Source organism: Variovorax palleresanus, assembly GCF_051144945.1.
Lineage (GTDB): Bacteria > Pseudomonadota > Gammaproteobacteria > Burkholderiales > Burkholderiaceae_C > Variovorax > Variovorax paradoxus_S.
The window spans coordinates 3222378-3238598 of the sequence record NZ_JBJNVP010000002.1; the positions used below are offsets into that span (position 1 = coordinate 3222378).

Here is a 16221-nt window from a genome sequence, read left to right on the forward strand (position 1 = left end):
GCCATGTGGCAGCTCGACAACCGAACGCCCTATGCCGCCGAACGCACCTGGGTGCGCGACCGCGACGGTGCGGAGATCTGGTTGGTGGCGGTGAAGTGCAGCTTCGACATTTCACCCGATGGCGAGACAAGCGTCGCACCCGAGCAGCCACCCGTCGCGCAGGCGCCCGTCTTCGTCGACGAGGCCGCGCCCCAGCCGAGCCTGCTCTACGAGATGGACCTGGTGCGCACCAAGCAGACGACCGACGTGGTGCTGATCGGCCACGCGCATGCGCCCGGCGGCGCGCCCGTGACGCAGCTCGACGTGGGCCTGCGCGTCGGCCCCATCGCCAAGCGACTGCGCGTGACCGGCGACCGCGTGTGGCTGGGCGGCGCGCCATCGGAGCCCGAGCCTTTCAGCGCCATGCCGCTGGTGTGGGAGCGCGCATACGGCGGCGTCGATCCGTGGACGCGCAACGCGCCGTTGCCGCAGTTCGACGTGCGCAACCCCGTGGGCACGGGCTTTGTGACGGAGGCTATGCATGCGGAAGGCCTGCGGCTGCCCAACATCGAGTACCCGGACCAATGCGTGCGGACGTGGAGCGACCGGCCCGAGCCTGCGGGTTTCGGCCCGCTGTGCAACCACTGGCAGCCGCGCGCGGGGTTTGCGGGGACGTACGACGAGGCGTGGCAGCGGGATCGGTTGCCGTTGCTGCCGGTGGATTTTGATGACCGGCACTATCAGTGCGCGCCGGGGGATCAGCAGGCGCCGCAGTTCCTGGTGGGCGGTGAGCCGGTCGTGCTGATCAATGTGTGGCCGCATGGGGAGGTGCTGCGCTTCGAACTGCCGCGGGTGATTCTGGGCCTGGAGACCTTTTTCTCCGACGGTCAGCGGATGCCGCACGAACGCCCTGTGCTGCACACGGTGATCGTCGAGCCGGATCGATCGCGCGTAGCACTGGTTTGGCACAGCGCGTTGCCTTGCCATCCCAAGGTGCACAAGCTGCTGGAGACGCGCATCGTGGAGAAGCGCCTGCTGCGCCTGGGCGAGATCGCGTCCGGGCAGGCAATGGTGGCTTGAGCATGGCCGGCAGCACATTGCACATCCTCGGGCTCGGCGCCAGTACGCCGATCGGGCGCAACGTGTGGGCCAGCGCCGCGGCAACGAGGGCCGGCGTGTGTGGCTTTTCCGAGCATCCGTTCATGGTCGACACGGCTGGCGAGCCGATGCGTGTCGCGCGGGCACCCTGGCTCGATGTGGGCCTCGACGGTGCCGCGCGCTTGGCCGCATTGCTGTTGCCAGCCATGGGCGAAGCATTGGTGCCGCTGGCGCAGGCAGGACGAGACTTGCCGTTGTGCCTTGGCCTTGCATTGGCACTGCCGCCATCACGACCGGGCCGGCCCGACACCCTCGTCAGAGAGTTGCTGAAAGCCATCGGAGAGCAACTGCCCGGCGACTTCGGGCGCACCGCGCTCTTCGAGTTGGGGCACGCCGCTGGCTGTCTGGCGCTGTCTGCCGCCGAGGTGGGTTGCGCCCGCGGGGCCTTCGATGCTTGCCTGGTGGCCGGCGTCGATTCCTACCTGTCGCCCGAGACGCTGGAATGGGTGGAAGCCTGTGATCAGTTGCACGGCGGTGGGCCGCTCAATAACGCCTGGGGCTTTATCCCCGGGGAGGCTGCGGGCGCGGTACTCCTCGGCACATCCGACCTGGTGCAGCGCTGTGGCCTCGCGCCACTGGGCGAGGTGGTTTCGGTCGGCATCGGCATGGAGTCCAAGCTCATCAAGACCGAGGCGGTGTGCATCGGCGAGGGCCTGACCCAGGCCTTTCGTGCGGCGCTTCAGGCCCTGGCACCTGGCGAGCAGGTGCACAACGTGTTCTGCGATCTCAACGGGGAGCCCTACCGCGCCGACGAGTTCGGCTTCGCCGCGCTGCGCACTGGGGAGCACTTTCGTGCAGCGTCGGGCTTTGTCGCGCCAGCCGACTGCTGGGGCGACGTGGGTGCGGCGGGCTCGCTGCTGCACGTCGCGTTGGCGATCATCGCCAATCGCAAGCGCTACGCCAAGGGGCCGCTGTCGATGGTGTGGGGCAGTTCCGAGTCGGGCGAACGCGGGGCAGTGCTGGTGCGCTGCGCCGATCCAGTAGGGGGCTGAGCCGTGCCAGTCACCATCAGGGTCAATGGCACCAGTCTCACGCTGGTCCACAAGTTCAGCATCGGCATCAGCACAGCGACGATTCCTGATGTGTGCAAAACGCCAAGCCCCGGTGGGCCCGTGCCCGTTCCCTATCCGAACATTGCGAACTCGATCACGCTGTCGAGCGGCACCACGACCGTCAAGGGCGACAAGGCGATGGCTGCGAACAAAGGTTCGAAGTTCGCCATCTCCAACGGCGACAACGCGGGCGTGGCGGGCGGAGTGAAGTCCAGCACCTTCATGAAGGAGGCGACCTGGATCCTCTACTCCTTCGATGTGAAGATGGACGGGAAGAACACCGCCCGCCTCTCGGACAAGATGTTCCACAACTCGGAGAACGCGGCGAATCTGGGGGGAGAGGCGCAGCAGCCCTTCGCCGATGCGGTCGGCAAGGCGTTGGCCGACAAGCTCTGTGATGCGGCCTGCAAGGCGATGGACGACAAGAAGAAGAAAGACGCGGCAGACGTGAAGAAAGGGAAAACGCCCACGTCAAAATTCCAGAATCTCATGCGCAATCGCCTCGACCCCAAGCCGCGCGGGCGCCAGGCGGGACTGATCACCGAGGCTTCGCAGGAGATCGGCGGGGATTTCATCGGAAAGTGGGGCGCGGCAACCGGCAGCGGATCGGGATTCGTCAAATGGGACATCGTGCTGACCGGTGCCAAGAAGGCCGTGGAAAAAGGGACGGTGGCACTCAGCAAGGTGACCAAGATCATCGAGGTCAAGTTTCCGGGAGACTCCCTTACGGACAATCAGGCAGCCATGATGAAGAAGTCGGGCACAGCGAAGAAGGTGACGGTCATGGATGTTGAAAATGACTGCGTTTGCACATGAAAGGTAGAACCATGGATTGGTCCCGATTCACGTTCGAGAAGGGCGATCATGTCCTGGCGATGCCGTGCCTCGAGGTCGTCGCGTTCGCCTACGGCGCGCCGGCCAGCGGTGCGGGTTTCGAGAGATTCCTGCGCGCGTTCACCGAGGCGTTCAGCGATCACCTTCGCTTCTATCGCACCGGCGACATGAAGCGCTCCCGGACCTTCGACGCGGGCGTGCTCGATGGCCCCCATCACTGGTTCTCCGACCCACGCCTTTTTGCCACCAAGATGCTTGGTTTCTTGGCTCACTCTGGCGAATCGGCGCGCAACATCCGTCCTCCGGCCGTGAAGATATCGCTGCTAGGCGTCTTCAAGCCGCCGTGCTTCGTGGTGCGAATGATGCTGCCGGTCGAGTGGGGCAGCGAGCCGGAGGAAGTGATGGGGCTGGTCCAGAACGCCCTGGCGGAGTTTCCGTTCAAGGGTGGCCACTGCGGATACTCTCTTGTCTGGGAGGAGACGGATATTTCGTTGGAGCGGGAGGTCTGCGCATGGGCTGCACCGCTTCTTCGCCGCCATCCGGGTCTCGGGTATGGCGATGCCATCACGTTGTCGAATGCGGCCGACCGGGGCTTGGTCGCGGTGAACTGGTTGACGTTCCTTGAGGCCGAAATGGCCGAGATTCTTGGCGGCCAAGCAGCACTGGCACACCGCGCTCCCGCCGATGTGTCCGTGCTTCCTCTCGGCAAGGGCGGTGTGATGTTGCGTGCCGGCGATGCGCCGCAGCTCGGCGACGTGAACCGCCAGAATCTGCTGCCCGCCTACCACGCCGCAGGCCAGCTCGTCGCACCCGTGACGGCACCCGACGAAGCGCTCGATGATCTGGCGATCAACGGCATGTCCGAAGAGGATGCGCATGACTGGCTTCGACGTTTCTTCGTCTGAACGCTACTCCGGCCCCATCGCAATCGATGTTGCAGTGGCCGAAGGACCCGAGGGCGCCATCGAACTCGTGGAGCGCCGCATCCGAGTCTTCCTCAAGGCCGTCGGCGCGGGATACTTCTTCCCGGGGCGCCTGCGCCATCCCGTGCGCGTTGAAGTTCGGACCAGCACCGCATCGGTCCACGCAAGGCTGGAGGTCGACGACATCGCGATCGCGGCCTTCGCCGTGCTGGGCGGCATGCTGGCGGATTGCCACCATCACGAGATATTCTTCCGATCGGCACATGCCGTGCTGGGCCGCGACGGACTCGATCTGATGACCGAGAGCGGCTTGCGCCCGGCAGCCGTCCCGCAGCTGCCATTCGTCGTCGAGTTTCCGGAGGACATGGGCGGCAACTACGCATTGCTGGTCGAGATCGAATTCGCGCAGCCGGTGCCGCCCGAAGCCCGGCAGGGCCTGCTCGAAACCCTTGCGCTGTGGGATGCGCTCACGCTTGCGTATCCCTCCGATCCCGACGAGGCGGTGGAAGTCAGCGGCGCGCAGGCCATGTTCAATGATCCGCGCACGATCCACTATCACGAATGGATCTGGGACAACGCGGACGCCGAGGCGTGGGATCTCATCGTCAATCTCTGCTGCGCCTGGCACGAGACGCTGCCCATCGTGCGGCTGCACTTCGAGTAGGAGCCCGTCCCGTGGAATCCGACACGCTGCTTCCAGTCGTCGCCGAGCACGCCGACGAAGCCGCCTTCCTCTGGCTGCAACGCGCCAGCGCGGTTCACGCGCCCAACTACTCGCCCCAGCAATTCGCCGACCTCGACGAACGCCTCGCCGCTCACATCGACGGCCTGCGCGTTGCCGGCGAAGAAGGCTGGGAGCATGCACTGGCGCTCACCGACAACGAAGGCCCCGAAGACTTCTTCGTTGCCGCCGTGCTCGCCATCGAAGCGGTCGATGGCCGCTTCGACGATCTGGTCGAACGTGCAAAAGATTTGCCCGAGGTCGTGCCCGGCCTGGTCTCCGCGCTCGGCTGGGTCGAGCCGAAGTATCTCGGCGGCCGTGCCAAGGCGTTGCTCGACGACGCCTCGCCGCTGCGGCAGAAGCTCGGCTTGGCGGCTTGCGCGCTGCATCGACGCGATCCGGGGCCCGTGCTCGGGCAACTGATCGCGGGTGCGCCGGACAGCGTGCGCATCCGTGCGCTGCGCGCAGCCGGCGAGCTGGGCCGTGCCGATCTGTTGCCGCAGGTGCAGTCGCTGCTCGGCGAGACCAAGCCCGAGCTGCGCTTCTGGGCCGCATGGGCGGCGGTGCTGTTCGGCGACCGGGGGCAGGCACTCGACGTGCTCGCGGCCTTCGCGCTGAAGAGCGGGCCGCGCCAGCCGCGTGCGTTCCAGCTTGCGCTGCAGGCGATGGAGGTCGCGCCGGGCCACGCGCTGCTGCTCGAAAGTGCCACACTGCCCGAGGCGCAGCGCCTGCGCATCATCGGTTCGGGATTCATCGGCGACGCGCGCTACGTGCCATGGCTCATCGAGCAGATGGCGCATCCTGCCATCGCGCGGATTGCGGCCGAAGCGTTCGTCACCATCACCGGCGTCGACTTCAACCTGGAGCAGATGGAAATCCCGCCGCCCGATGATTTCGAAGACGGCCCCACCGAAGACCCCGACGATGAAAACGTCGAACTCCCGGAGGACATTGCCTTGCCCTGGCCCGATGTAGGGAAGATCCGCCAATGGTGGCTTGCAAACCAGTCGCGGTTCGTGCCCGGGGGGCGCCACTTCATGGGGCAGCCGGTGTCGGCCTCCTCATGCGCCGGCGTGCTGCGCGAGGGCTTCCAGCGGCAGCGCGTGGCGGCAGCGCTGCACCTGTGCCTGCTCGACGCCGGAGCGCCGCTTTTTGCGACCAGCGCGCCTGCCTGGCGACAGCAGCGCTGGCTCGACAAGGTGGCGTAAGGCGCCATCGCAATAAAGACATACCTCTTAAGGCGAGATTGCCAACCCGCCCCACGGAATGAATACTCCTTCTGAGTTTTTTCGCCCGTGCACGCGCGGGCTGTGTTCGGGCGTAGAAGGGCATAGAGCCTCGGGGGCCGATTCATGATCCATATTGCTGTCATCACCCGGCAAGGCGCCCCGGCGGGGCAGGCCATTGCCGCCGATTTCGGCCCCAACGGGGGCACCATCGGACGTGCGGACACCAACACGCTGGTGCTGGTCGATCCCGACCGCACGGTGTCGCGCGTGCATGCGCAGGTGCTGTGCCGCGACGGCCAGTATTTCGTCATCGACCGCGGCAGCAATCCGATGCAGTGCAACGGTGTGCCGCTGGGCTCGGGCAAGGAGGCGGCGCTCACCGACGGCACGCAGCTCGTGGTGGGAAGCTTCGAGCTTCGCGTGCGCGCGGTAGCTGGCGTCGCACCTCCGTCGCTGGCGGTGCCGAACACGGTGATGAAAGCAGCAGCCCCCGCATCCACGGCAGCGGTGTCGAGTGACGATCCCTTTGCGGACCTGCTGGCCGGGCTTGCGCCTCCGCCGCCACCGTCGGGACCTGCCGCCTCGCCCAGGGCGCCTGCCGCTGCTTCGGCCGCGTCCGCCGACTCGCTGCTGTTCCCCGATCCGATGCAAAGCGGCTCGCGCAATGCGCAAGCCGCGCAGATCGATCCCTTTGCCAATCTGCTGGGGCCTGCGTCTTCTTCTCCATCGCCGTCGTCGGCACCGGGCACGAACTTCGGTGCGCTCGATGATTTTTCGGACCTGGGCGCACCGCCCGCGCAAGGCAAGGCCGCCGGCATCGACGAGCTGTTCGGCGGCATGGGCGGTGGAGGCGGCATCGGCGGCGATCCGCTCGCGCTCTCTCCGCTGGCCGACCCGCTGCTGCAACCCAACACGGCCTCGGACGCCGATCCGCTGGCGGCGCTGCAGCGCGCCGCGCCGGCCACCCCGGTGCCGCGCGCGGATCACCTCCCCATCGACCAGTTCGGCTTCACGCCGCCGAAGGCGATCACCGCGCCTCCGCCGCCGCCACCACCCGCCACGCCGAGGGCGGAGCTGCCGCAGTTCGACGACATCACGGGCCAGCCGATCCGCATCAGCGGGCCGGAGGTTTCGCTGCTCGACCCGATCGAGCCGTTGCCGCAACCGGCGCCTCCCGCGCCGCGGCCGCAGCCGCAATCGCTGCCGCAATCCGCGGCAGCGCCAGCCGCCAAGGCTGCGGCGCCGGCAGCGCAGCGCATGGCCTCTGACGACGAACTGCTCGCCGCCTTCCTGCGCGGCCTTGCCAGCACGCACCAGCCGCCCGAGATGCTCACGCCCGGCCTCATGGAGCGCATCGGCTCGATTCTTCGCAGCGCCACCGAGGGCACACTGCAGCTGCTGCTCACGCGCCAGGAGTTCAAGCGCGAGGTGCGCGCCGAGGTCACCATGATCGCGTCGCAGGCCAACAACCCGCTCAAGTTCTCGCCCACGGTGGAGGTCGCGCTCGCGCACCTGCTGGGCCCGGGCGTGCGCGGCTTCATGCCACCCGAAGCCGCGATGCGCGATGCCTTCAACGACCTGCGCGCCCACCAGTTCGGCGTGATGGTGGGCATGCGCGCGGCGCTGGCGCACGTCATCGCACGCTTCGAGCCCGAAGAACTCGAGAAGAAGATCGCTTCCAGGTCGGCGCTCGACGCGTTGTTCAGCGCCAACCGGAAGGCCAAGCTCTGGGACCAGTTCGTGGCGCTCTATGGTGGCATCGCGAGCGAGGCCGAAGACGACTTCCACAACCTCTTCGGCAAGGCCTTTCTGGAGGCCTACGAAGAACAGATGGCGCGCTTGAAAGCCGACGTGCCGCCCGCTGGCAACTGACCCCCCCGACACAGAAGCAAAAGGCACTCCGCTTGGAAATCGAAATCGTCACGCTGTCCCGGCAGGGCGGCCGCAACTACAACGAAGACGTGCATGGCCACTGGCACGACGAGCGCTATGTCGCGTGCCTGGTGGCCGACGGCGCGGGCGGCCATGGCGGCGGCGACGTGGCGGCGGCCACGGCGCGCACCAGCATGCTGGCCGGCTTCTCGGCCGCGCCGAGCCTGGACGAAGCGAGCCTGCGCGCGCTGGTCGAGCAGGCCAACCTCGACGTGGTCGCGCGGCAGGCCGAAGGCGGCAAGCTGGCCGGCATGCGCTCGACCATCGTGTTCGCGGCCATCGACCTGGAGCAGCAGGTGCTCGCCTGGGTGCACAGCGGCGACAGCCGGGCCTACCTGTTCCGCGGCGGCGCGGTGGTGGCGCGCACCACCGACCACAGCCTGGTGCAGCAGATGGTGGCAGGGGGCATGCTCGACGAGGAGGGCGCGCGCCTGCACCCGCAGCGCAACATGCTGCTGTCGGCGCTCGGCTCGGTGGAAGAGGCGCCCGACATCACGGTGTCGGACCGCATGCGCCTGTTGCCCGGCGACGTGCTGCTGCTGTGCAGCGACGGCGTCTGGGAGCCCCTGGGCGACGAAGCGCTGGTCGACACGCTGCACGCTTCGCGCACGCCCAGCCAGTGGACCGAACTGCTCGACACGCAGATCAAGTCGCACGCCAAGCCCGGGCACGACAACTACACGGTGCTCACGCTGTGGGTGATTGCGGACGACGGCGATGCGACGCGCCTGCTGCCGGCGGGCGGCGAAGTGACGATGCCGGCGGGCCTGGAACCGACTGAAAAGCCGGCGGACTAGACGCGCAGTGCCGCGTCTGTCCGTCGGCAGGCGTTCTCAGAGACTCAGGGCTTCTTGGGCCGGTAGGCCTTGAGCGTGCCCGTCACGGTCACGTCCACCGTCACCACCACCAGGGCCGATTCCAGCTTGCCGTTGTCCTGGCGCTTCATCTGCTTGCGGGTGGTGGTCGAGGTCGAGTTGCCCTTCCAGCGGATCGTGCTCGAACGCACCGCCTCCTTGTTCCCCATGTAGTTCTGCTCCAGCACCGTGATGGCGCCGGTGCCCGGGTTCTTGGAGAGGATCGAGGTGTGGTGCGGGTGGCCGACCGTCACGGTGGGACTGTCCACCCAGCCCGAGTCGTCGGAAAAGGTGACGTCGGTGGTGGTCGTCGTCGTCATCTCGTAGTCGCGGTACTGGAGGATGTCGCCGGGCAGGGCATCCTTGAGCGCGACCTCGTCGCCCCAGACGTAGTCGGCGTCGTCGCCCATCGGACCGAAGTCCGACGAGGTGCCGGCGCCGGCCTGGAGCAGGGCCTTGTTGGCCAGGTCCCAGCATTCGCCCGCGCCGATCTGCTTGCCGACCTGTGCACTGGCCCACTGCAGGGCCTTGGCGTTGAGTGTTGCCATCGCGTGTCTCCGGCTCGAAGGTTGTTGAAGCGGCCTCCGGCCGCGAGCGGCAGCCGGAGACGCGCGTTCAGACCTTCTTGTTGGCCGCGATGTCCCAGCCGGTTTCCTTGGTGCCGTCGCCGGAACCGTCGGACTTCTGGGGCGTGTACTCGTACTTGAACTTCGAGAAGTTCAGCGTGACGGTTTCGGTGAGGCGGTCTTCGCCGCCGCTGCCGCCGGTGTGGACGTTGCTGACGATGATGTCTTCCATCGTGAGCTTGATGTATTCGAGCGGCGTGGCACCGGCCTTGCGGACCACCAGCGTGCCCTTCTTGATGTGCTGGCCGTTGCAGCAGTCCAGAAGCAGCAGGTGCGAGGAGGAATCGACGTACTTGGTGACCGAGAGATCCTGCACACTCACCTTGCCGGCGCCCGAACCGCCGCCCACGTGGCCGGTGCCGGATTGGCTCGCGCCCCAGCTCCAGGCGAGAACGTCGATTTCCTTCTTGTGCGAATCGTCCTTGGATTCACCGTCGACGCCTTCGAGCTTCAAAAACATGTCTGCAGCCATGATGCTTACCTTTCAGTTGTGTGAGTCAGAAAAAGACAGGGCTTCCGGGCGGTGCGAGAGCGTTGTTGCCCGGGAGCTATGGAGAGAACGAGCGATGAGCCTGGTTTTCAAAGGCCCACCAAAGGCATATGCCGCCGGTTATTTGCCGCCCTTGGCGGACGGCAGCTTGGACACCAGGCGCAGGGAGACGGTGAGGCCTTCGAGCTGGTAGTGCGGGCGCAGGAAGAACTTGGAGGTGTAGTAGCCGGGGTTGCCCTCGACCTCTTCCACCACCACCTCGGCCGCGGCCAGCGGCTTGCGGGCCTTGGTTTCCTCGGACGAGTTGACCGGGTCCCCGTCGACGTAGTTCATGATCCATTTGTTGAGCCAGCGCTGCATGTCGTCGCGCTCCTTGAAGCTGCCGACCTTGTCGCGCACGATGCACTTCAGGTAGTGCGCAAAGCGGTTGCAGGCAAACAGGTAGGGCAGGCGCGCCGCCAGGTTGGCGTTGGCCGTGGCGTCCGGGTCGTCGTATTCCGCGGGCTTGTGCAGCGACTGGGCTCCGATGAAGGCCGCGAAGTCGGAGTTCTTGCGGTGGATGAGCGAGAGCAAGCCGGCCTTGGAGAGTTCGGCCTCGCGCCGGTCGCTGATGGCGATCTCGGTCGGGCACTTCTGGTCCACGCCGCCATCGTCGCTCGGGAAGGTGTGCAGCGGCAGGTTCTCCACCGCGCCGCCCGACTCGATGCCGCGGATGCGTGAGCCCCAGCCGTAGAGCTTGTAAGAACGGTTGATGTTGGTGGCCATGGCGTAGGCCGCATTGGCCCAGGCATACTTGCTGTGGTCGGCGCCGGCCGTGTCTTCCTCGAAGTCGAACTCTTCCACCGGATTGGTGTTGGCGCCGTAGGGCGTGCGCGCCAGGAAGCGCGGCATGCACAGGCCCAGGTACTTGGCGTCGTCCGATTCGCGCAGCGACCGCCAGCCGGCATACTCGGGCGTCGAGAAGATCTTGGTCAGGTCGCGCGGATTGGCGAGCTCCTGCCACGACTCCATCTGCATCAGGTTGGAGCTGGCGCCGGTGATGAAGGGCGCATGCGCGGAGGCCGCGATCTTGGCCATCTCGCCCAGCAGCTCGACGTCGGGCGGGCTCTGGTCGAAGTGGTAGTCGCCCACCAGCGCACCGAAAGGCTCGCCGCCGAACTGGCCGTACTCCTGCTCGTAGACCTTCTTGAACAGCGGGCTCTGGTCCCAGGCGGCGCCCTTGAATTTCTTGAGCGTCTTGCTCAGGTCCTTCTTGGAGATGTCCATCACGCGGATCTTCAGGTGCTCGTCCGACTCGGTGTTGTTCACCATGTAGTGCAGGCCGCGCCAGGCGCTTTCGAGCTTCTGGAAATCCTCGTTGTGAAGAATCGCATTGACCTGGTCGGTGAGCTTCTTGTCGATGGCCGCGATCATGGCCTGGATCGACTTGGTCACGTCCTTGCCGATGACCGTGCTGTTGCTCAGCGCCTGCTGCGCGAGCGTGAGAACGGCCGCCTCGACGGCGCTCTTGGCCTCGTCGCTGCGGGGTTTGAATTCCTTTTGCAGGAGCGATGAAAAGTCGCTTCCCGCGTACGCAACGTCCTTGAGTGCGCTCTGCTGCTCGAGTGCTTCTGCCATGATGCTTTCTCCTGGTGGTCCGGTGGTGTTGGTCAGGCGGCGGGCGCGGTGCCGTCTTCGGGTTTCTTGCTGGCAGCCAGGGTGGCCAGCAGCGCCGGGTCTTCCAGCACCTTGGCCAGCAGGTCTTCGGCGCCGCCCTTGCCGTCCATGTAGGTCACCAGGTTCGACAGCTGCGTGCGCGCTTCGAGCAGCTTGCTGAGCGCATCGACCTTCTTCGCCACCGCGGCGGGCGAGAAGTCCTCCATGTTCTCGAAGGTGATGTCGACCTTCAGGTCGCCATCGCCGGTGAGGGTGTTGGGCACCGAGAACGCCGCGCGCGGCTTCATGGCCTTCATGCGCGAGTCGAAGTTGTCGGTGTCGATCTCGAGAAACTTGCGATCGGCTACCGGTGCCAGCGGATCGACCGGCTTGCCGGAGAGGTCGGCCAGCACGCCCATCACGAAGGGCAGCTGGATCTTTTTCTCGGCGCCGTAGAGTTCGACGTCGTACTCGATCTGTACCCGGGGCGCCCGGTTTCTGGCGATGAATTTCTGACTGCTCTTGGCCATGGAAGTGCTCCTTGCGGGTGTGAATGGGACGGGTCGATAAAACTGGCAAACGGAAAGAATGAGGCGGGCTTATTCGGACGGGCGCTTGCCGGTCACGTTCTCGATGGTGTCCATCGCGTTGGGCGCGAGGTTGGCCATGATCTCGAGGAAGCTCACGCCAATGAGCTTCTTCGCGCGCTCGATCAGCAGCGGCGCCGGATTGCCGGGCTCGGCCTGTTCGAGATAGCGGATCACGCGGTCGAGCATCTGCACGGCGTCCTGCCGGTTCTGGATCTCGCCGCGCGCGGCGGCCGAGCGCGGAGAAGCCGCGCCCTGCGTTTCATCGGGGCCGGCATCGCCGGCGGCGTCCACCTCTTCGGGGGCGCCGCTCGCAAGGCTGCAGGCCCGCTGCAGCACGCGGCCAATGCTGCGCAGCGGGGCGAGGTCGACGGCGTCGGCGCGGCCGGTGCGCTCGACCAGCAGCGCCTGCAGGCGCTCCACCAGGGCGGGCACGCTCACGGCCGCCTGCAGGAGTTCGGGGCGCTCCGCCTGGATCGCTTCGAGGCCGCCCTGGATCTGCGACATCGAATAGGTCGGATCGCCGCCGACGGCGGTCAGCGCGTTGCTCGCAATGGCAATGTCGCGTACGCGGATCGGGCCGACACCGGGCGCCACGCCCACCTGCGCGTCGTACAGGTCGCGCAGCACCATGTTCTCGTCCCACAGCGGTGCCAGCGCGTTGAGGCGCATCGTGGGGTCGTTGTCGTCGTCGGCATCGAGCGTTGGATGTATGCCGTCCCAGAAGCGGTCGAACAAACCGATCAGCAATTGAAGGCCCGCGATGAAGCCGGCCACGCCCTGCAGCCGCGTGGAGGCGCGCAAGAGCAGCACCGCGGCGCGCACGTCCTTGCTCCGGCGCAGGATCGCGTCGGACTGTTCGGCCACGTCGCGCCACTCCGGCTCCACCGCCGGTATGACGGTGTCGCCGAACTGCTGCTCGGGCTTGCCCTGCGAGGACGCCGCCAGCGCGGTAAAGGCTGCGTCGTACTCCAGGTCGTCGCCGCACGGCGATGCCTCGCCGATGGGCGTGAGCAGGGCTTCGACAAGTTCGTTGGTCAGCATGTTGCCTGTTCGAGTTGGCTGGTGATAATCAAAGATGCGTCGGAACCGGTCAATGCAACGAAGGGAATAGCATGCGCACGCTGGGTACACACCATTCGTCCTATGGACGCACTCCTGCCGCGGTTTCGCGGCGCCTTGCACTGGCCTCTGGCCTGGTGTTGACGGGTGTGCTGCTCGCAGGCTGCGCACCCAAGCCCGTGGTCACGACGGTGTCGATCACGCTGGCTGCAGGTGCCGATGCCAACCCCGATGCGCGCGGCCGCGCTTCGCCGCTCACGGTGCGCGTGTATGCATTGAAGTCGCCCGGCCCGTTCGAAGGCGCGGATTTCTTCTCGCTGTTCGAAAAAGACCAGGCCACGCTGGGCGCAGAGCTCGTGCAGCGCGAAGAAATGCTGCTGCGCCCCGGCGAGACCCGCAAGCTCGATCTCACCCTGCCGCCCGATGCCAAGGCCATTGGCGTCATGGCGGCGTTCCGTGATCTGGATCGTGCGCGCTGGCGCGAAGTGCGCCCCGTGCAAACCGGCAAAGCCCAGGCCATGACGGTGACCTTCGGCGCCCGCCAGATCCGCGTCGAAAGCAAATAGCCCCGCGCGCGGAGCGTTCATGGGGGTGCCGCGCTTCCGCTCGAAGCCGCAGGCCGGCCGGGCCGCACGAGCGGCTGGTCGGCCGGCAGGAAGTGCGCGAACAGATCGTTCACGAACGCGCCGCCGGCGGCCCCTGATGCAGCGGCCGTGAAGTAGAGGCCGCGCCACCGAAGCCCGCGCGAACCCCGGCCCTGGCTTTCGAACAAGGCGTCCGCCACCTGGCGCAGCGCGGGTTGCAGCGCCCGCATCGCCTCGACGAATTCATGGATCGCAAGCCGGCCCGAAGCGCTCGGCTGTTCGCGCAGCAACGCCATGCGCAGCGCGTGCAATTGCCGCGCCATGGGGTCGAACAAGGCATCGAGCCGCGCGGCCGCCGCGTCGTTGCCGCCATGCGGCTCGGCCAGCCGATGGCCGATGGCTTGCGCCAGCACCTCGGGAGGCAGCGCGCCGCGCAGCGTGGCATAGCCGGCCAGCTGTTCGAGGCCGGTCACGACGAGGTAGACGGGCAACTGCAGGCGCAGGGTGTCGCCGGCCTCTTCGAGCTGGCGGCGTATCCGGGCCGCGAGTGGCTTCATCGTTCCGGGGTCCGCGCGCTGCAGCTCGCTCGCGGCGACGCACACCACCAGCCCGTTGAGCGGCAGGCGGTCGCGCCGCTCGGCCAGCGCCAGCAACGCCTGCAACCAGAGGCCGCGCGTGTGCGGCGCCGCGGCCGCTTCGCTGACAGCCGTCGGATGGAGTTCGATGGCGGCCATCGAACCGGTGAGCCACCAGCGCCAGTACGGTTCGCCGAAAGGCTCGCTGCCCGAAGGCACGAGCCGCTCGGCGTGCGCCGCCGCCAGCAGGCCCGGCAGATTGGCCGCCGCGTCGCCCAGGAAGAGAAACCACGGCGCCGGGCCGCTGCGCTGCCGCGGAGGCTGGCGCAGGGCCTGACGGGCCTGCGACATGGCATCGCGCACGGCTTCGACGGCGGCCTCGTCGGTTTCGGCGGCCGGCGGGCCCAGGGCATCGATTCGCCGCCGCAGTGCGCGCCGCCGCGCACCGCGGCCCGCGTCGCGCACGGTGCCGTACAGCAGCATGAAGCCGATCAGGCACAGCAACAGCAGCAGCCAGAAGAGAAGGGCGGGCGACGGCGCGGCGGTCATGGCGATGGCTTGGCGGTTCTTGCTTCTTCTCAGCGCGCGGCGGTGTCGAGCGACACGAAATCCGCGATCAGCCGGTCTCCGCCCTTGTTGGCAGCGAGTGCCTCGCGCAGGCGCAGCAGATAGGCCGAGGCCAGTTCGAAAGGCGGCCGGTCGGCGGTTTCGTTGAACGGCGTGGGGGACGAGAGCACCGTGATCAGCACGCTGCCGAAGGGCGGACCCACGAGCCAGCTGGAGGGCACCTCGCGGCCCAGCTCGAGCTTTTCGCCGGCGCGCAGCCGCGTGGCCACCTGGCCGGCGTTCAGGTGCATGACCGAACCATCGACCGTGTAGTAGTCGACCCACAGGTAGCTGTCGTGGTTCGGTGCCGCCACCTGCACGCGCACGCTGTCGCCTTCGCGCAGCTGGCCGTTCCGGGCCGTGAGGGCTTCCACATCCAGTCCGTAGGCCTTGTCGCGGTTTCGCAGCTGGTAGGGCTTCAGGATGGCGAACACCTCGCAGTGCGGCCACAGGCGCAGCTCGACGTCGAACGCGGGCGACTTGACCCCCGGCATCGCGGCCACCTCGTGCTCGACTCTTTTCAGGTCCGCGGGCAGCGAGACGAAGCCGCTCACGCGCAGGTTGCCGTCCTTGTCCGCGGCGGCCGCGAGGTCGGCGCATGCGTAGGTCTGCAGGTGCTGCTCGATGCGCTGGCCCAGGCTCGGCTCCACCGCGGCCGGGCCGGCCGGCCACAGCCACCACAGCAGATAGACAAGCGGCAGCAGCAACGCGAGCGCGGCGTTGGCGCGCAGCAATGCGCGGTCGCGGCGCCGCGTGTCGTGCGGCCCGGGCGGGTCCGCCACGCGGTAGGGTTGCGGCGTGATGCGGTCCTGCACCAGGCTGCCGAGCGCCAGCGGCCGCAGCCGCAGCTGGCGCGCGTGCAGGTCCTTCAGCTTGCCGAGCTCGCCCCGGTCGCCGTTCTCGAAGTAATACTGGCCCTTGAAACCATGCACCAGCGCATGCCAGTAGACCTCGCGCACCTCGTCGTCCTGCGCGGTCAGTGCCGACAGGTGATGGAAGAACTCGCTGTGCGCGTTGTTCGAATTGAAGAGTTGCACCTGCAGCGGTGCGGCACTGCTTGCCGCCGCGGGATGGCGCGCCAGGATCTCGTCGATCCAGGCCACCATGGCAAAGGCGGCCGATTCGACCTGCGGCGCGGGCGTGTCCGATGCGGCGGCACAGGCGCGCGCCGCATCCAGCAGGTGGCGGGCCTGTTGCTGCGCGGCGTCATGGGAGAGCGTGCTGCGGCCGGCGGCAATCGATGCGTCGAGAGCCAGGCCGAATGAAAAGAATGCCGAAAAACAGTCGAGCAGCCGGGCCATGAACCGCGCCCGTTCACTGCGCTTGCATGGCGAGGGATGCCTTGCACCGGCGTCTGCAGCGATGGCACATGCG

Annotated in this window: 16 protein-coding genes; 9 read left to right on the forward strand and 7 right to left on the reverse strand. The window is 67.3% G+C overall.

All coding sequences use genetic code 11. From position 1 onward, the window contains the following. Positions 1-3 precede the first annotated feature (3 nt). From ACJ7Z0_RS18980 to ACJ7Z0_RS19015, 8 genes are all read left to right on the forward strand, one after another. Positions 4-1059, forward strand: coding sequence for a DUF2169 family type VI secretion system accessory protein (locus tag ACJ7Z0_RS18980; protein ID WP_434791075.1), 1056 nt, complete (start codon positions 4-6; stop codon positions 1057-1059). A gap of 2 nt (positions 1060-1061) precedes the next feature. After that, positions 1062-2129 carry a hypothetical protein gene (locus tag ACJ7Z0_RS18985; RefSeq protein WP_434791076.1) on the forward strand — a complete coding sequence of 356 codons (1068 nt, stop codon included), beginning with the start codon at positions 1062-1064 and terminating at the stop codon, positions 2127-2129. Positions 2130-2132: 3 nt separating this feature from the next. After that, complete coding sequence (locus tag ACJ7Z0_RS18990; RefSeq protein WP_434791077.1) at positions 2133-3005, forward strand: DUF4150 domain-containing protein; 873 nt, start codon at positions 2133-2135, stop codon at positions 3003-3005. An 11-nt stretch (positions 3006-3016) separates the two neighbouring features. After that, complete coding sequence (locus ACJ7Z0_RS18995; protein ID WP_434791078.1) at positions 3017-3928, forward strand: type VI immunity family protein; 912 nt, start codon at positions 3017-3019, stop codon at positions 3926-3928. Next, positions 3900-4610, forward strand: coding sequence for a hypothetical protein (locus tag ACJ7Z0_RS19000; protein ID WP_434791079.1), 711 nt, complete (start codon positions 3900-3902; stop codon positions 4608-4610). Before ACJ7Z0_RS18995 ends, ACJ7Z0_RS19000 begins: the two co-directional genes overlap by 29 nt. A gap of 11 nt (positions 4611-4621) precedes the next feature. Continuing rightward, the gene (locus tag ACJ7Z0_RS19005) at positions 4622-5875 is read left to right on the forward strand and encodes a TIGR02270 family protein (protein ID WP_434791080.1); all 1254 of its coding nucleotides are present in this window, start codon (positions 4622-4624) and stop codon (positions 5873-5875) included. A gap of 144 nt (positions 5876-6019) precedes the next feature. Continuing rightward, complete coding sequence (gene tagH / locus ACJ7Z0_RS19010; protein WP_434791081.1) at positions 6020-7768, forward strand: type VI secretion system-associated FHA domain protein TagH; 1749 nt, start codon at positions 6020-6022, stop codon at positions 7766-7768. A 32-nt stretch (positions 7769-7800) separates the two neighbouring features. Continuing rightward, positions 7801-8625, forward strand: coding sequence for a PP2C family protein-serine/threonine phosphatase (locus ACJ7Z0_RS19015; RefSeq protein WP_431125261.1), 825 nt, complete (start codon positions 7801-7803; stop codon positions 8623-8625). A gap of 44 nt (positions 8626-8669) precedes the next feature. On the opposite strand, the gene ACJ7Z0_RS19020 is transcribed toward ACJ7Z0_RS19015, so the two are convergent. The 5 genes from ACJ7Z0_RS19020 to tssA form a co-directional block, all read right to left on the reverse strand. Then, entirely contained in the window at positions 8670-9230 is a 561-nt protein-coding gene (locus ACJ7Z0_RS19020; RefSeq protein WP_434791082.1) for a hypothetical protein, read from the reverse strand. Positions 9231-9297: 67 nt separating this feature from the next. After that, complete coding sequence (locus tag ACJ7Z0_RS19025) at positions 9298-9780, reverse strand: Hcp family type VI secretion system effector (RefSeq protein ID WP_431125257.1); 483 nt, start codon at positions 9778-9780, stop codon at positions 9298-9300. 138 nt (positions 9781-9918) lie between these two features. Next, the gene (tssC, locus tag ACJ7Z0_RS19030; RefSeq protein WP_093020918.1) at positions 9919-11415 is read right to left on the reverse strand and encodes a type VI secretion system contractile sheath large subunit; all 1497 of its coding nucleotides are present in this window, start codon (positions 11413-11415) and stop codon (positions 9919-9921) included. Positions 11416-11447: 32 nt separating this feature from the next. Beyond that, positions 11448-11963 (reverse strand): type VI secretion system contractile sheath small subunit, encoded by a 516-nt coding sequence (tssB, locus tag ACJ7Z0_RS19035; RefSeq protein WP_093020920.1) that lies wholly within the window; start codon positions 11961-11963, stop codon positions 11448-11450. A 69-nt stretch (positions 11964-12032) separates the two neighbouring features. Further along, complete coding sequence (gene tssA, locus ACJ7Z0_RS19040) at positions 12033-13064, reverse strand: type VI secretion system protein TssA (RefSeq protein WP_434791083.1); 1032 nt, start codon at positions 13062-13064, stop codon at positions 12033-12035. 71 nt (positions 13065-13135) lie between these two features. On the opposite strand from tssA, the gene tssJ reads away from it, so the two are divergent. After that, entirely contained in the window at positions 13136-13648 is a 513-nt protein-coding gene (gene tssJ / locus ACJ7Z0_RS19045) for a type VI secretion system lipoprotein TssJ (protein WP_434791084.1), read from the forward strand. Positions 13649-13665: 17 nt separating this feature from the next. Here tssJ and ACJ7Z0_RS19050 read toward each other — a convergent pair whose 3' ends face one another. Then, on the reverse strand, positions 13666-14790 hold the full coding sequence (locus tag ACJ7Z0_RS19050; protein ID WP_434791085.1) for a type VI secretion system protein: 1125 nt from the start codon (positions 14788-14790) through the stop codon (positions 13666-13668). A 29-nt stretch (positions 14791-14819) separates the two neighbouring features. Further along, positions 14820-16148: a DotU family type IV/VI secretion system protein gene (locus ACJ7Z0_RS19055; protein ID WP_434791086.1), complete on the reverse strand. Its 1329-nt coding sequence runs from the start codon at positions 16146-16148 to the stop codon at positions 14820-14822. Positions 16149-16221 lie beyond the last annotated feature (73 nt).

What these genes read in the sequence shown, in the direction of transcription:
- ACJ7Z0_RS19000 (WP_434791079.1), top strand. Translation starts at nt 3,900, where the DNA reads ATGACTGGCTTCGACGTTTCTTCGTCTGAACGCTACTCCGGCCCCATC.
- ACJ7Z0_RS18980 (WP_434791075.1), top strand. Translation starts at nt 4, where the DNA reads ATGTGGCAGCTCGACAACCGAACGCCCTATGCCGCCGAACGCACCTGG.
- ACJ7Z0_RS18985 (WP_434791076.1), top strand. Translation starts at nt 1,062, where the DNA reads ATGGCCGGCAGCACATTGCACATCCTCGGGCTCGGCGCCAGTACGCCG.
- ACJ7Z0_RS19025 (WP_431125257.1), bottom strand. Translation starts at nt 9,780, where the DNA reads ATGGCTGCAGACATGTTTTTGAAGCTCGAAGGCGTCGACGGTGAATCC.
- tssB (WP_093020920.1), bottom strand. Translation starts at nt 11,963, where the DNA reads ATGGCCAAGAGCAGTCAGAAATTCATCGCCAGAAACCGGGCGCCCCGG.
- tssA (WP_434791083.1), bottom strand. Translation starts at nt 13,064, where the DNA reads ATGCTGACCAACGAACTTGTCGAAGCCCTGCTCACGCCCATCGGCGAG.
- ACJ7Z0_RS18995 (WP_434791078.1), top strand. Translation starts at nt 3,017, where the DNA reads ATGGATTGGTCCCGATTCACGTTCGAGAAGGGCGATCATGTCCTGGCG.
- ACJ7Z0_RS19050 (WP_434791085.1), bottom strand. Translation starts at nt 14,790, where the DNA reads ATGACCGCCGCGCCGTCGCCCGCCCTTCTCTTCTGGCTGCTGCTGTTG.
- tssJ (WP_434791084.1), top strand. Translation starts at nt 13,136, where the DNA reads ATGCGCACGCTGGGTACACACCATTCGTCCTATGGACGCACTCCTGCC.
- tssC (WP_093020918.1), bottom strand. Translation starts at nt 11,415, where the DNA reads ATGGCAGAAGCACTCGAGCAGCAGAGCGCACTCAAGGACGTTGCGTAC.
- ACJ7Z0_RS19055 (WP_434791086.1), bottom strand. Translation starts at nt 16,148, where the DNA reads ATGGCCCGGCTGCTCGACTGTTTTTCGGCATTCTTTTCATTCGGCCTG.
- tagH (WP_434791081.1), top strand. Translation starts at nt 6,020, where the DNA reads ATGATCCATATTGCTGTCATCACCCGGCAAGGCGCCCCGGCGGGGCAG.
- ACJ7Z0_RS19020 (WP_434791082.1), bottom strand. Translation starts at nt 9,230, where the DNA reads ATGGCAACACTCAACGCCAAGGCCCTGCAGTGGGCCAGTGCACAGGTC.